This window comes from Maricurvus nonylphenolicus, assembly GCF_042854845.1.
GTDB classification, from domain to species: Bacteria; Pseudomonadota; Gammaproteobacteria; order Pseudomonadales; family Cellvibrionaceae; genus Maricurvus; species Maricurvus nonylphenolicus.
This window is the reverse complement of sequence record NZ_AP031499.1, coordinates 14085-26703: the sequence shown is the minus strand read 5'-3', so window position 1 is coordinate 26703 and position 12619 is coordinate 14085. Positions and strand designations below refer to the sequence as shown.

Annotated in this window: 12 protein-coding genes; 5 read left to right on the top strand and 7 right to left on the bottom strand. The window is 47.6% G+C overall.

Going from position 1 to position 12619, the window contains the following annotated elements; genetic code table 11:
- The first annotated feature begins 17 nt into the window (after positions 1-17).
- Both ACGHZ6_RS24615 and ACGHZ6_RS24610 read left to right on the top strand, forming a co-directional pair.
- A complete protein-coding gene (locus tag ACGHZ6_RS24615) occupies positions 18-1064 on the top strand; it encodes a hypothetical protein (RefSeq protein WP_390619362.1) in 1047 nt (348 codons plus the stop codon).
- Positions 1064-1486, top strand: a complete 423-nt coding sequence (locus ACGHZ6_RS24610; RefSeq protein WP_390619361.1) for a hypothetical protein — start codon at positions 1064-1066, stop codon at positions 1484-1486. The genes ACGHZ6_RS24615 and ACGHZ6_RS24610 overlap by 1 nt, the downstream gene beginning before the upstream one ends.
- Before the next feature lie 24 nt (positions 1487-1510).
- Here the strand turns inward: ACGHZ6_RS24610 and ACGHZ6_RS24605 are convergent, their stop codons facing one another.
- The 6 genes from ACGHZ6_RS24605 to ACGHZ6_RS24580 all read right to left on the bottom strand — a co-directional run bounded on the left by ACGHZ6_RS24605 (position 1511) and on the right by ACGHZ6_RS24580 (position 9290).
- Positions 1511-5230, bottom strand: a complete 3720-nt coding sequence (locus tag ACGHZ6_RS24605) for a conjugal transfer protein TraG N-terminal domain-containing protein (protein ID WP_390619360.1) — start codon at positions 5228-5230, stop codon at positions 1511-1513.
- 5 nt (positions 5231-5235) lie between these two features.
- Positions 5236-6651, bottom strand: a complete 1416-nt coding sequence (locus ACGHZ6_RS24600; RefSeq protein ID WP_390619359.1) for a conjugal transfer protein TraH — start codon at positions 6649-6651, stop codon at positions 5236-5238.
- Positions 6648-7595, bottom strand: a complete 948-nt coding sequence (gene traF, locus ACGHZ6_RS24595; RefSeq protein ID WP_390619358.1) for a conjugal transfer protein TraF — start codon at positions 7593-7595, stop codon at positions 6648-6650. The genes ACGHZ6_RS24600 and traF overlap by 4 nt, the downstream gene beginning before the upstream one ends.
- Before the next feature lie 105 nt (positions 7596-7700).
- Positions 7701-7979, bottom strand: coding sequence for a hypothetical protein (locus ACGHZ6_RS24590; protein WP_390619357.1), 279 nt, complete (start codon positions 7977-7979; stop codon positions 7701-7703).
- Between the two features lie 12 nt (positions 7980-7991).
- Positions 7992-8255: a hypothetical protein gene (locus tag ACGHZ6_RS24585; RefSeq protein ID WP_390619356.1), complete on the bottom strand. Its 264-nt coding sequence runs from the start codon at positions 8253-8255 to the stop codon at positions 7992-7994.
- Positions 8256-8261: 6 nt separating this feature from the next.
- Positions 8262-9290 carry a DNA-binding protein gene (locus ACGHZ6_RS24580; protein ID WP_390619355.1) on the bottom strand — a complete coding sequence of 343 codons (1029 nt, stop codon included), beginning with the start codon at positions 9288-9290 and terminating at the stop codon, positions 8262-8264.
- 344 nt (positions 9291-9634) lie between these two features.
- Here ACGHZ6_RS24580 and ACGHZ6_RS24575 point away from each other — a divergent pair, with 344 nt between their 5' ends.
- The 3 genes from ACGHZ6_RS24575 (at position 9635) to ACGHZ6_RS24565 (ending at position 12336) form a co-directional block, all read left to right on the top strand.
- Positions 9635-10456, top strand: a complete 822-nt coding sequence (locus ACGHZ6_RS24575) for a SprT-like domain-containing protein (protein WP_390619354.1) — start codon at positions 9635-9637, stop codon at positions 10454-10456.
- A complete protein-coding gene (locus ACGHZ6_RS24570; RefSeq protein ID WP_390619353.1) occupies positions 10425-11648 on the top strand; it encodes a tyrosine-type recombinase/integrase in 1224 nt (407 codons plus the stop codon). The genes ACGHZ6_RS24575 and ACGHZ6_RS24570 overlap by 32 nt, the downstream gene beginning before the upstream one ends.
- 100 nt (positions 11649-11748) lie before the next feature.
- Positions 11749-12336, top strand: a complete 588-nt coding sequence (locus ACGHZ6_RS24565) for a hypothetical protein (RefSeq protein ID WP_390619352.1) — start codon at positions 11749-11751, stop codon at positions 12334-12336.
- A gap of 3 nt (positions 12337-12339) precedes the next feature.
- Here the strand turns inward: ACGHZ6_RS24565 and ACGHZ6_RS24560 are convergent, their stop codons facing one another.
- Positions 12340-12615 carry a hypothetical protein gene (locus tag ACGHZ6_RS24560; protein WP_390619351.1) on the bottom strand — a complete coding sequence of 92 codons (276 nt, stop codon included), beginning with the start codon at positions 12613-12615 and terminating at the stop codon, positions 12340-12342.
- Positions 12616-12619: the final 4 nt, after the last annotated feature.

The following is a 12619-nucleotide window of genomic DNA, read 5'->3' as shown; positions in this document are numbered from 1 at the left end:
ACACAGGAGGTGCGATTTTGAAAGGTTTACTTTTTTTCCTGATTATAGCGATATGCCCGTATTCACTCGCCGGTACATGGGTGGGAAGCGTTTCTGTCACAAAAGAGGTTTCTGATGACAGAAGCGTTGAAGATATGAAACGGGTTTGTCTGGACGAACTGAAAATGCTTGCAGCTAGCCAGGCCGGTTCATATCTGATTGAGACTGAAACCGTCAGCGACTCAAAATACGATCAAGAGTTAAAACTTGTATCTAGCACGTTTGTTCAGCTTGAGAATGTTGAGTTCAATAGGGTATCAGAGGATGGTCGCTTATTTTTACATTCAAACGCTAGGGCAACAGTAGACCTCGATGAAATCGAACGAAGGGTAGGATATATCCGTGAAAACCGTGTATTAAACAGTACGGTTAGGGCTTTATTGGCGCATAGATCTGAAGCCTCTAGTGAGGCTGAGTTGCAACGATTGATTACTAGGCTGGCCAGAATAAATGGACAAGAGGTGTTGGCAGCTACATTAAGCGACGTTACTGCTGGTGGATACAGCACAGCCAGATTGGCCAATGAGACTTTGATACCATTGTTAACGGATTCATCCCACCAGGTATTGGTCGCTGGTTATAACGATCGGGGTCGCAAGATTGTTTCCATAAATTATTATGTGGAGCCTCCCATAGAATCGATATCAAGTGAACTCCAGGATCTATTCAGAACTGCAAGCTCTAAAAATAATTCAGGAAGTGAACTTGTAATAAGAGGGAGCAGATATCTGTCCCAAGAAATAGTTGAAGATACCCATTTCGATTATTTGGCAGAGAAAGAAGTTGTATTTGATGTTTTAGTCAATGGGAAGGTAAGTCTGACAAAGCCTGTATTGGTTCGAGGTAATGATTCCCGGTTTAATCCCTGTGAAGCCGGAAGGTCAGAGCCTAATTCACATAGCCTATGCATCATCGGGTATGGAAGTAGAAGTAAGCCTGTGCGAGCCGATCTGACTGTGGATGATTCAGAAGATCTGGTAATAAGCTCACGCTTAAGATTGATCGATAGGAGTTTGGGGTTCTAATGAAAAAGACGTTATCAATTCTGTCGGCTGCTGTATTCGTTATTTGCAGCGCGTTTATCATCAGCAAAACGAATGGTGGGGTAGAGGCTCTGATCCTGACTGTGTTGCCTGGAATGGCCTACCAGCTTCTGTATTACTTCAAGCCAAAGCTAGCAGTTATCTTCGCTATCGCCGTATCTGTTTCGCTTGGAGTATTGAACCCGTTTATTGGGCTGTTGTCTGCGGGGATCTGTTTTTCGGTGCTCACTATTAATTTTGTGTTTAATTTAATTGGCAGGGTTCTATCCATAAAGCCTACTAGAAAAATAAACAGGCCTGAGAATGCTGTGTATGGTGACCCAGAATTCTCAAGCCTGACAAAAGCTAAAGAGCTTGATTTCGACCCGAAGTTTTCATTGTTTGATTCAAATGTACACCATTAGTTTTTTCCCTGGCTAATGGTGTAATTAGTGTCGCATCTGCTCTACCTGTGAAAGTCTAATCATACCTCCCTCTGTATCACTGCCGCCTCCAAAGAAAGCGCCATGCTTGACGATTTCGGCGGCGTTATTCGTGTAGTCTTCATACTTCTGATTGGTCAATGTTATTTGCTCGTGGCCATGATCATTGGTTCCTCGAGTAAAGTGTTGTACTCGTTCCCCATCTGAGCCGGTGACATACTCCTTTTGACCCTCAACCATATTGTACTCATAACCGTTGCTATCAACATTTTGAGGTACAAACTCCATCTTCATCGCGTTGTGAGCATCTGTGAAGGCTTGAGATTGGTGCCAGTCTTTAGCGAGCCCAGTTGCGGCAGCAACCCCCAAAGCAGGATTAATAGCGGTTAGGGCTCCTTCAGGTGACCACATCTTATCGGCAAAGTCGGAGAAGTTGGTTGAATGAGCACTTGCATACATAGCTGCTGCATTTGAGCCAGCAGGAAGCCCGGCTTGTTGAGCTTCAGCAAGCTTTGCTTGGTATTCATTTGCAGATAGCTGTTCCGCATGTGCAGCGAAAGCTTCTTGACCTGAAGCAATAGCCATTCCTGCTGCTGTCTCGTTATATTGAGAGTATGCGGCATACGACATGCCCTCTGGTTTTTCCCCTCCAGAAAGAATGTTCTGAAGGAAGCCAGCAGTGGACATACCATGCTCTTTAGCAGCAGCGACAAAAGCACCAAACCCTGAAGAGTTTTGAAATTGGGACTCGACCTTATCGTTAAATGCAGCGACCTGAGAAGGGCTCATATTTCCGAGGTTTGACATTTGCTGGCCAAATTCGGCATTAGCAGCTTTCGCGCCTTCCCACCCGGCACCGGCCAAAACTCCGCCTTGGCCCTGAATAAACTCTGCTGCATTTTCGGCTCCGCCTTTAATCTGGCCAAGAGCCGCATTATCAGCCAGATCGTTATTAGCAACATCCTGGTTCAAATCTGTGATTAACCGGTCTGCCTGCTTGTGCTGGAATGCACCTACAGCTCCGGCCTCATTGCTTGCAAGGTTGGCATTGTTGGCATCAGCTCTGGACGCAACTTGCAGGCCCGATTGATCATTGTGTGTTTGAACCAGGCCAGCAGCGTTACCCGCTGTAACTCCATCGAGACCAGACGATGGCGCAGTGATTGAACCTGGCGAGGATAGGGTGGGGGAATTGGCAATCCCTCCCAACGGATTACCGCTGTTGGAAACAGGGGCCGATGAACCAACCCCAGCGTTTCTACTTTCACCACCAGGAAGTGGTCCAGCCGATCCATCATAGCCAGTAAGTGATTGATCCATTGCATTCATCACTGCGGCAACACCATCTCGCTCACTACTGTCATGGTTATATGCCCCAGGCTGGGTCATAGCCCTTAACATAGAGTAGGCGAGCCTTTGCTCATCGGAGCCGAACCGGCCCTGAGCATTTTGGTAGGTTTGCTGCATCGCCGAATTCAATCCAGGATTTGAATCAGACAAAGCCTTAAAGTTTTCGCGGAGGCCGTTAAATGCCTGTGAATCAGAGGCGATCGCAGCTGCAACAGTGTTGCCGGTGAAGGTACCGCCAACACCTGCTTGATTCAATCGCGAAGCTTGTTCTGAATACTGTTCAGCTTGCTCTGCTGAAGAGGTAAAACCCCTTGCAGAGGTAGCCGTGTCATCACTTGCCCACTGTTTGGAGCCGCCAGTACCTGTTGAATTAGTCAGTTGCGAGGCGAGCTGCTCGGAGAATGCGGCTTTGTCACCAGACCTTACATCAAGACCTTCCAGATCTTTGGTCATTTCTTGGCGGGATGTGGATTCACTGTTACGTGCGGAATCAGCCATTGAGTACTGACCGCCACCGGCCAGGTCGATACCCTTCAGTAATTCTTTTGAGCTGATACCACCAGAAGCGTATGCAGACACAAGGCCCTGGACATGCCTGTCGTTAGCGAAGGATTGTCCGTAACCTTTTTCAACAGCTTGCATTGCACTGTTGTATATTCCCTTCTCAGATCCGCTAAGCGCAGTAGCGCTGTCTCCCAAAGAGCTAACATTCTCCCAATTGAAAGACTGTCCATCGCTATTGCGAATACTTGCTCCGATTCCTTGCTGGAAAGATGCAAGGTGTCTATCAGCAGCTGCTGAGCTGCTTGAAACCAGATTTGATAATTGATAGCCGGTATTGATTGAGAAATCATCGGCTTGGGCTCCGGACCGAACAACGCCTGATGTCATATCACCCTGATAACCAACATTGGCTCCCAAGACGGGGCCTTGTTTCATAATATCTGGTGAACCGCCCGTAGTCGGATCGATTTCAGCTCCGCTCTTAAGCCTTCCAGCAAGATGTGTTGCAGTAACGGCTGACCCGTATATCAACATCAATGCGATGGCCGGAGTAGAAGATGCCAACATACCGCCAGTGGCTATCCAATTCTGAGCAGTTTCTGCTGCACCATTAAGAGCATAGAAGGAGTCCCAATTATGGGTACCACTTGCAGCGTAAACATCAAGCTCCCTCCTTGAAGCGGTATAGATATACAGATTACAAATGGCAAGCAACGGCATCCAAAGCTGAATCCAAATCATTAAAGTAAAGTACTTTGCAGCTAGTTGAATGCCTTTTGCACCAAGTACAATTACGAACGCCATCACTGGAGCAACGGCATAAGTAAACGCTTCAAAGAAAGCTAACATGGGCCGGACGATAGACATGAACAGTGATTGCTCAGTAGCCCATGTTGTATTTCTTTGGTGAATAGCCTGGTTGACCATGGCAGACCCTGCCACGTCATTTAGAGCATCATATTTTCCCTGCGCAGCCCTCATTAAGATGGGCTCCAGAACAGCGGTTTCCATCATCCGCTGCGCGTCCTCACCGGCTCCGAAAAGAGCATCAAGAGCCGATTGTGTTTTTGCAATGTGAGTTACACCGGCCTGGGTATTGTTACCATTGAGGCCGAGGACTTGATTAAAAGTATTTTGGACTTCGATGTGATTGTAGTTTGTCGCTGCAAGAAGATCTGGAAAAGCTTCTGTACAGGTCAAATTCTGCCCATTAGGGTTGGCGGCCTCAAGATAGACCTGGGTACCAAACAGGACTGAATCAAAACGGAGAGCATCATCATATGGAAGCCTAGAAAGTTGAGACAGATTGATAATGTTCAAATCAACTTTCTTCAAGGTACAGTCTTTCATGTAGTTAACCCAGCTTCTTTGAAGGTCGATAAAACCTCCACCAGCAGCCAAGTTCATTGAGTCCCAAACGGCCTCATTTGAGGCCTTGTTGCGCAAATTGTTGATGAGTCTTAATGACTCGGCAAACTCAGTTTCAGTGACTTTGGGCACAATTGGCCCGTAAGCTACTTCAAAAAGCTCAGTTACCTTATAGCCAATTAGAGAAATTATTCCCCCTGCCGCAGCCGGTCCCATAGGTACATTATCAACCACCCTGACATCGCCAGTGTAAGTGTCTTCAATTGTGACTCGGGCTGTTGGAACGAACATGGTTGCCCAAAGGATATATCCAAGCAAAATATGCTGGAATTCGATTTCCTTTCCGCCTTTGGCGATCGCACTGAAAATGACAGATAAAACTCCTACTGCCATCCCAACTTGAACCATAGCCCCGAAATCATCTACGCCAGCAATCATTGCTAAGGCGATCAGTACCTGCTCAAGAAATTCGGAGTCACCAATAGAATAAATATCAAATTCCATTCTGATTACTCCTGGTTACCAACAGTTAATGACTCAGCGGTGATGTAGTTCGGGCTTGGAATGTTTTCCATTATCTCGCTGTAGTGACGTTCAATATCTCGGATTGATCCGTACCGGCTAGAAAGAGCTTCATACTCTGTTTCAAGAGTTTCCTGAGATTTCTGGATTTCCTCTCTGGCTGCTGGTCCGTAGTTTGATTGCGCATTAGACATGGCGATATCAACAGCTTTGAATGAACCTTTTACAAGGCGGTAGATGTATTCGAGAGTGATAGAATCAATCGTTTTCTCAACGAAATCTTCAGCTGCTTCAGGAGAAATAGGAGCGAGCTGGAATATTTTCGAGCCAATAGAGTAGGGCATGGAAGCGAGAATATTCTGGTGTTCTTGACTAAGGTTCCCGGCAACATTTCTATTGCGGATCATGGTGATAATCCCGTCAGCGCCAGTAAACGCCTCAAGAATCTGTTCTTTCAGGCCTTCGATATCGATATCTTTGGTGTCTGCTGGATCAATACGGCAATTGTCTGTATCACCATCGGCTCCGCAGTTATAGATCTCTTTATTCTCGGCACCATCGATGAGATCTTCCATTGTCAACTTGTTGCCTGTTAAGACCCAAACTTCAGGAGTTTCGCCCTGATTATCTTTACCTTGAACAAGTTCACCTACAACAACACTCCCGGTCATAGACATGATGGTTTCGATAAGTTCTGTATCACCACCCACAAACCAGTTCTGAGCGTTATGACGTGTCAGGGCAACGAAAACTACAGATCCTGACTGTTCATCATATTCCGCTGGGTTGTTATCGAAGATTTGTTTGAGCGCAGTATCAGCGGTACCAATGTGTTCCATTGCAGCGCCGAAGTCATCAGCAATACCGGTGAGAGAAGCTGTAATGCTGGCTTCATTATCCTGGCGCTCTTTCAAGGCAAGCATATTGGCACCATCGTTAATAAGACCCTGAGCAAGCTGGCACGAGTTAGACATATTCTCATTGAGCTGTTGCATCTTGGCTTGGAGCTCATTCATCCACTTCATACAGTCAGGGCACATGTTGTCCATGGCCAGTTGGAATGCGTAGCCTTGGGCATTGGCGGCAACTTGACGAAGTAACTGGACGATTTGGTCGGAGTTAATAAAACTGAAACTACCGCCGAAGATGTCAATACCACCACAACCACCCCTTGCGGATGGAAGCTGCATAGAAATCAGGTTTTCATTAAAAATTGCAGTTTTGTAGGTATATCGTCCCCCGAAATATGCTGAACGGCGCTGTGTTTCATATGCGCCTGGAGCAGTGTAATTCGACATCTCAGTGAAAAGACCATCAAGTTGGTCTTGCATGCCCGCAGCTTGGGTTTGGAAAGCGGCCAAAGACAGTAGTGAGGCCAGGGCAGTTATTAATACCGGTTTCATCGTGTTTGTCCTCCACTAAAAGCGTTGACGATATCCTTTGCTGGGATTGGTAAATTGTTGGTTGATGGCTGTATAGCTTTGGGTTGTGAATCGGCAAGATTCAAATTGATATTGTTGATAGGTCGAGTGCTGTTGAATTCATCCTCTGAGATGACTGCTAGGCGTTTTGCCCCAACCAAAAGGCGCTTTTTCAGGTCATTCAAACTGACCGGAGCCTGGCTAATAATGTCGAATACGCCATCGGGGCGAACCAAAACGATGGCCGGTACGGTGGTGACACCCATTTGGGCTCCATGGCCATTATCAATTCGGATGCCTTGTTCTTGCAGAGCTTGTGGGATGGGGGCTACAGAGATTTTTACGATGTCGAACTCGTGGTTCCGTACCAACATATCAAGGACACCCATCTGGGCCATTGATGCTTCAGATCCATCAAAAAAGAAGAAAAGTCCCGAGTTGGAACTGATCTTTGAAATAACATCTCTGTTGTTGCTTGATGCGGCATCATCAAGCTTTCTGTTGGCGAATGTAGCGGTTGGCCGTCGATTAATTTCATCGAATACTGGATGACCTAAAGTGACCTGCTGCTGGGCATCCATGAAGGCAAAGGATTTGTCCATTGCATACCTTTGGATATAGAGAAAGGCGGCGACATTCTCTGGCGTTGGGTTATCTATCGCAGCGTCAAGGTAGGACTGCATGTTCTCGCGAATCCATGCGGAAGATAATGGGGCTGGCCCTTGGGGTGCCGAGGGAGGGGAAATCACCTTGGTTTGAGGCTTTGGTTCCTCTTCTTCAATAGGCTCTTCAATGGCTTCCTCCGGTTCGTTATACCAGAACCAACCATCGCTTTTGCCTTCGAGCCATCGGCCCTTTGTTGAGTCCTGGGCTAAGCCGGGTAAAGCGATCAGAAGACCGATAATTAAAGTGTAAATTTGCCGCATACGGGAAGCCTCAGCATACATTTTGGTAGCTGAGACTTTAACCTGATTGAGAGCAAATCCTGTTACGGAGAAGTCCCCGTAAAGGGGGTGTTTTACGAGTGGGCGTTACAGGTGAGGAGGGGTAAGTTCTCTTAGGAACTGCTGCTGAGACTCTTTGCAGGGCAATATCCTGGTGAACCTGGAATCAGAGTGTTCCAGTTCATCAAAGCGACCACAGGTGTCTCTGTAGTAAACCTTGCGATTACCCAGTCCATGCTTGGTCATCGAACTCAGCTTCTCAATGACAGCATGAGCGTCATTGGTGATGGTTTTGCCCTGATCCAGATCGACAATCAGAACAAATGTGTCATTGTCGCTTACTACTTCAAATTTTGCTTTGCACATAATTTTATCCGCTCACCAGATTTTAAAGCCACAGTCCTGGGTGGTTTCATCCGATAGCTCATTCAGCGCCAGGGTGATGGCAGAGAGCATCTCGGAAAGCCTCAATTTCTGGCCTGGATTCAGCTCATATTCATGGACCCGGAAGGTCGCATCTTCAATCATGACGGCAGCCTTCCATTTTCGTTTGACATCACCTTGCCCTTCAGGAAGGGTGCAAGGCTTATCTCCAGACTGCCAATATTCAACCATTGGGTTGGAAATATCATGCTGTGGCATCAGATCTTACGCCTCTCCTTGCTGGCCTTTCAGAGACTCTGCTATCTCCGACGGAAGCGTATTGTGGAGGTTTGCCACGTTCTCAACAAGAGACAGCATTAGTTCATGCGAGGCTTCAACTTTGGCAGTCAAAGCATCCTGGGCTAGCTCAATGTTAGCTTGTCGTTCCTCCTCCAGAAGTAATCGCTGATCTTCTATGGTCTGGTTCAGCCTGGCAATCTCGACCTGATACTGCTGGTGATGATGATCTGCCGCCTTGATGGCATCACGGTTAGCATTGGTTAGTTCGGCAAGTCTGAGGATTTCCTGTGAAAGCCCAGTTGAAAGCGACTCTATCAGATGCTTCACCGTTTCTACGGAGGACTCCTGACCGTTCTGGAGAGTTGCCGCTGCGTCCGCCAAAGTACTGCTTTGTTCCCCCAGTGCTGTTAGCTGGCTTTGCTGATCGCGCAGCAAGGGGGCGATTTCATCTCTGATCGCTTCTAAATCTTCGATCTGTGCCCGGCAGCCGGTCAGATCTGCCTGACGCGCCACCAGCTCGACCTTGCAAGTGTTGAGAGCTTCTGCACTGTCCTCCAGTCGCTTTCTCAGAATCTGGTTCTCGTCGATGAGCGCCGCATTATCCCCTTTGGCTTCGCGCAAATCTGCTCTTAGGGTTTTGTCCGTTTCCAGTTGGGACAGCAGCTCTGCTTTTGCATCCTCCAGCTGCTCCTGCATGACCTGAATTTTCTCCGCAGCCTCTGCCTGCGCAGCTTCAATCTTGGCCTGAGCTTCAGATTCAAGGGTCGCTCGCATTTCTTTTGCGGCTTCTGCTATGGCTGCCGGGAACCCCGCGAAGGGGTCTTGGTCACCAGCCCCGGCTGCTGGGTGCTGTTTGATATAGGTCTTGCGGTATTTGTTGGCGGAATGAAGGCTGCCATGGCCATCGTTGAGCTCAATGATCAGCGTGGAGCTGGGGATTTCGCCCGCGTTCTCGGCGGCGTAGGCCTTGATAAGTGCGTGTACCCGCTCTTCAGTCAGTCGAATATTTTCCATGGGCTTGCTCTTTTGCTGTAATGTGTAAAGTGTAATGTAAATACAGCAAAAGTCAATCCGTCACCCGAGCCCTGGACCGATGGAAATCTGTGCTGTAGCCTAGTGAGACCGGCCATTTAGCAGGATTTTATTGTTTAAAGAGGTAGGACGGTTGAAGGATGTAGATGTGAAAACAGGTCAGCAATTACAGTTTTTTGGGGATATGTTGCAGGCATTACAGTATGTCCTATAATGTTACTTATACGACATATGTAGACAGGGACGGAATGGGGAAATCTGTTTTTGTAATGTACAATACAAATAATGATTGAATGCAATTTATCGCCAATGGTGGCCAGATCAACGTGAAACCCTCTAATCAACTGTTCAGCGCACTACAGACGCTCTTTGATCATTTCAACAAAGCCCTCTTTGACGATCGCTTACCGGTGGTCATGTTGTTGGTGCAGCGTGAAGGTGGTGGTGTCATGGGGCACTACGTCGAGGACCGGTGGATGAATGGTCAGGGCGAAAAGGCCGGTGAGATCTCGCTCAACCCTGCTTTTGTTGCCAAAAGCCGACTGATTGAGGTCTGCCAAACCTTGGTTCACGAAATGTGTCATCACTGGCAGGAGTGCTTCGGTAAGCCATCGAGAAAGTGCTACCACAATAAAGAGTGGGCCAGAAAAATGATTGAGGTGGGCTTGATGCCCAGTACAACCGGCGAACCCGGTGGCGCGATCACTGGCCAAACGATGTCTGATTACCCGATTGAGGGTGGACCCTTCCATGTGGCCTATCATGCGCTACTGCAAGATAAGGGTGACCATATTCCTTGGGTGGACCGGATGGCCATTGACCGGCTCTACCACCCAACGGTGGTGGCGGCCAATGACATTATTGAAGAAGACCATCCAGGCGCGAAAGAGCTGGCGCAGTATCATGAAACGCTATTGACGACCGAATACTCCCCTCCACCCGAGGTGGCAGCACTGGAGGTTCGCTTTAATGACAGTCAGATCATGAGCGAGCTGATCGAGGATTTTCTGCCGTTGCCGGTGGCGGCCAAGTCGAAAACCCGGTACCGATATATCTGTGAAGGTTGTGACCTAAAGATCTATGGGAAACTGGGCATCAGCGTTCAATGCAATGAGTGTGAACGAGACTTTATCCTCAGTGATCAATGAACCGATGAAGGATGGCAGTAAAGGACAAAGTATGCAGGAAATTGAACCCACTTCTGCTGTTGACTTAAAGCGGAAACAGCGAGGTCAGCTCAACGTCATTAAACGAGACGATTACAAGCCGACTGCCCAGATCCAGCAAAAAACAATTACTACCGGTAAAGTCAGCCACGATATGAAGCTGGCAAAATACCGCGATCGCTTATTGGGGGCGCTGGATGGGCGGATTGAATTTGAGCTCTTTCAGCTGCTAGATAAACGCTCCATGGAAATCCAGGGCGCAAAATCAGAAAACACCGAGATCTCCTATTACAGTGACATGATTGCCTATGTGGAATTCTGTAACCGTGAAGAGCTGGTGCCTTTGCCTTACCTGGATGGGACTGTTGAAGCTTATCTGATCCAGCTAGAAGCACTTGGACGGAAGCGCGGGACCATAGATCGACATGTGGCCAGCTTGGCTTCGTGGGCGGAAATGCTTGAACTCGATGACCCCAGGCAGTCGTTTCGCGTAAAGACCAGGTTGCAGAAACTGCGACGACGATTAAGTAAACGTACTCGGCAAGCTGAAGGCCTCCGCGTAGAGCATCTGGAGTTGGCCCTGGATCTGTTCAATCCCGAAGTAGCCAGAGATTGCCAAGATATCACCCTGCTCTTTATCGGGTTTGAAACATTGTGCCGACAATCAGAGCTGGTTGGGTTTGATTGGAGCCATTTTGAATTGCAAGCCGATGGTTCCGGCCTGATCGATCTGGAGCAGTCAAAGACTGACCAGGAAGGTGAAGGCGAATGGTTGCACCTGTCGGTGACGACGACCAATTTGTTACTGGGCTGGGGAGCGGTTTCAAATCCAAACTATAACGAAGGGGCGATCTTTCGGGGGATTTACTCGGACAACCAAATGGGAGATAGGCTGAGTACTCGTGGCGTTCAGCGATGCTTTAAGCGAATAGCCAGGAGGTTGGATCTTGAACCCTCGATTTTCTCTGGACACTCCACCCGCGTAGGTGCTGCCCAGGAAATGATCGAGCGAAATATCGACTCTGCACGAATCATGCTGAGTGGCAGGTGGAAGACCATGGCCATGTTAACCAGGTACTCGAAAAAGATTCGAGCTAAGCGCAGTGGAATGGCTGATTTAACGAAGCAGTTGCACTGGGATGATGAACCCATGCTTCCTTCAGGTGCAGAATAGAAATGTGTCATGGCATCCAGTTCTGAACTTTATACATGGGGTATATCTGATAAGCCGCGCTAAAATATAACTGACTATTCCACCTATCAAGGAGTTCGATATGCACAAGATGATTGTCCCGATACTGGTATCTTTATTTCTGATTGCATGTGCCAGCAATGAGGGTTATGACCGAGTGGCTGCTGAAAAGCAGAAACAGAAAGTAATCGATGCCAAGAATGACAGGCTCAAGGAAGTCATTGAGGATCTTCCTGATTGGGCTGTAAATCCACCTAAATCGGATCAAGAGGGAATGTACGCTGTTGGTATGGGAAACAGCGACTCATTTAACACAGCGCTTAAAATGGCGACTTTGGAGGCTGAGTTTGGTCTTGCAAAACTCTATTCCCAGGAGCTATCAGGTAGTGAGCGAATTTACGCGACAGGTGGAGAGTTTGAGGGCGTCACTTCATATCAGGGACTGATCGATAAGATCGTTGATTCTGTGCCTGTAGTTGGATACCAAACAGAGAAAAAGGAAATCAAAGCCATTCAAGGAAACTACCAGGCATTTGTTCTCCTGAAGCTGCCGTATGATCAATTCAATGAGGTTCTAAAGCAGCAGCGGTCGAAAGCAACTGATGTTGCAATGAAAGAAGCTTTTGATGAGCTGGAGCAAAGGCTCGAAAAGAGAAAATCTCAGCAGTAAGTTCTATTTATCCCCGCAGTTGTTCTTAATGCTGCGGGGGCTCTTTTCAGGCTCAATTTTCATGAGCCTTATGGCTGAAATTTCTTGCGTATATTTCCCACCATCTAAGCTTTCACTTCCTGATACATCCTTTCCTGATTTCTCCAATTCAAGAGCAAGAGCTTCGATGTAAGCCTTTCTATCTTTGCACGAATCGACCGCCTTAAGATCTTCAGACAGGGTGACGCCCGGCAATAAAGTCAAAGATAACAGACCTGCTGCAAAAGATTTGAATTGCATTTTA

Bases quoted from the DNA above. Each gene is read 5' to 3' on its own strand.
- ACGHZ6_RS24610 (WP_390619361.1), top strand. From the start codon at position 1,064: ATGAAAAAGACGTTATCAATTCTGTCGGCTGCTGTATTCGTTATTTGC.
- ACGHZ6_RS24605 (WP_390619360.1), bottom strand. From the start codon at position 5,230: ATGGAATTTGATATTTATTCTATTGGTGACTCCGAATTTCTTGAGCAG.
- ACGHZ6_RS24600 (WP_390619359.1), bottom strand. From the start codon at position 6,651: ATGAAACCGGTATTAATAACTGCCCTGGCCTCACTACTGTCTTTGGCC.
- traF (WP_390619358.1), bottom strand. From the start codon at position 7,595: ATGCGGCAAATTTACACTTTAATTATCGGTCTTCTGATCGCTTTACCC.
- ACGHZ6_RS24590 (WP_390619357.1), bottom strand. From the start codon at position 7,979: ATGTGCAAAGCAAAATTTGAAGTAGTAAGCGACAATGACACATTTGTT.
- ACGHZ6_RS24585 (WP_390619356.1), bottom strand. From the start codon at position 8,255: ATGCCACAGCATGATATTTCCAACCCAATGGTTGAATATTGGCAGTCT.
- ACGHZ6_RS24580 (WP_390619355.1), bottom strand. From the start codon at position 9,290: ATGGAAAATATTCGACTGACTGAAGAGCGGGTACACGCACTTATCAAG.
- ACGHZ6_RS24565 (WP_390619352.1), top strand. From the start codon at position 11,749: ATGCACAAGATGATTGTCCCGATACTGGTATCTTTATTTCTGATTGCA.
- ACGHZ6_RS24560 (WP_390619351.1), bottom strand. From the start codon at position 12,615: ATGCAATTCAAATCTTTTGCAGCAGGTCTGTTATCTTTGACTTTATTG.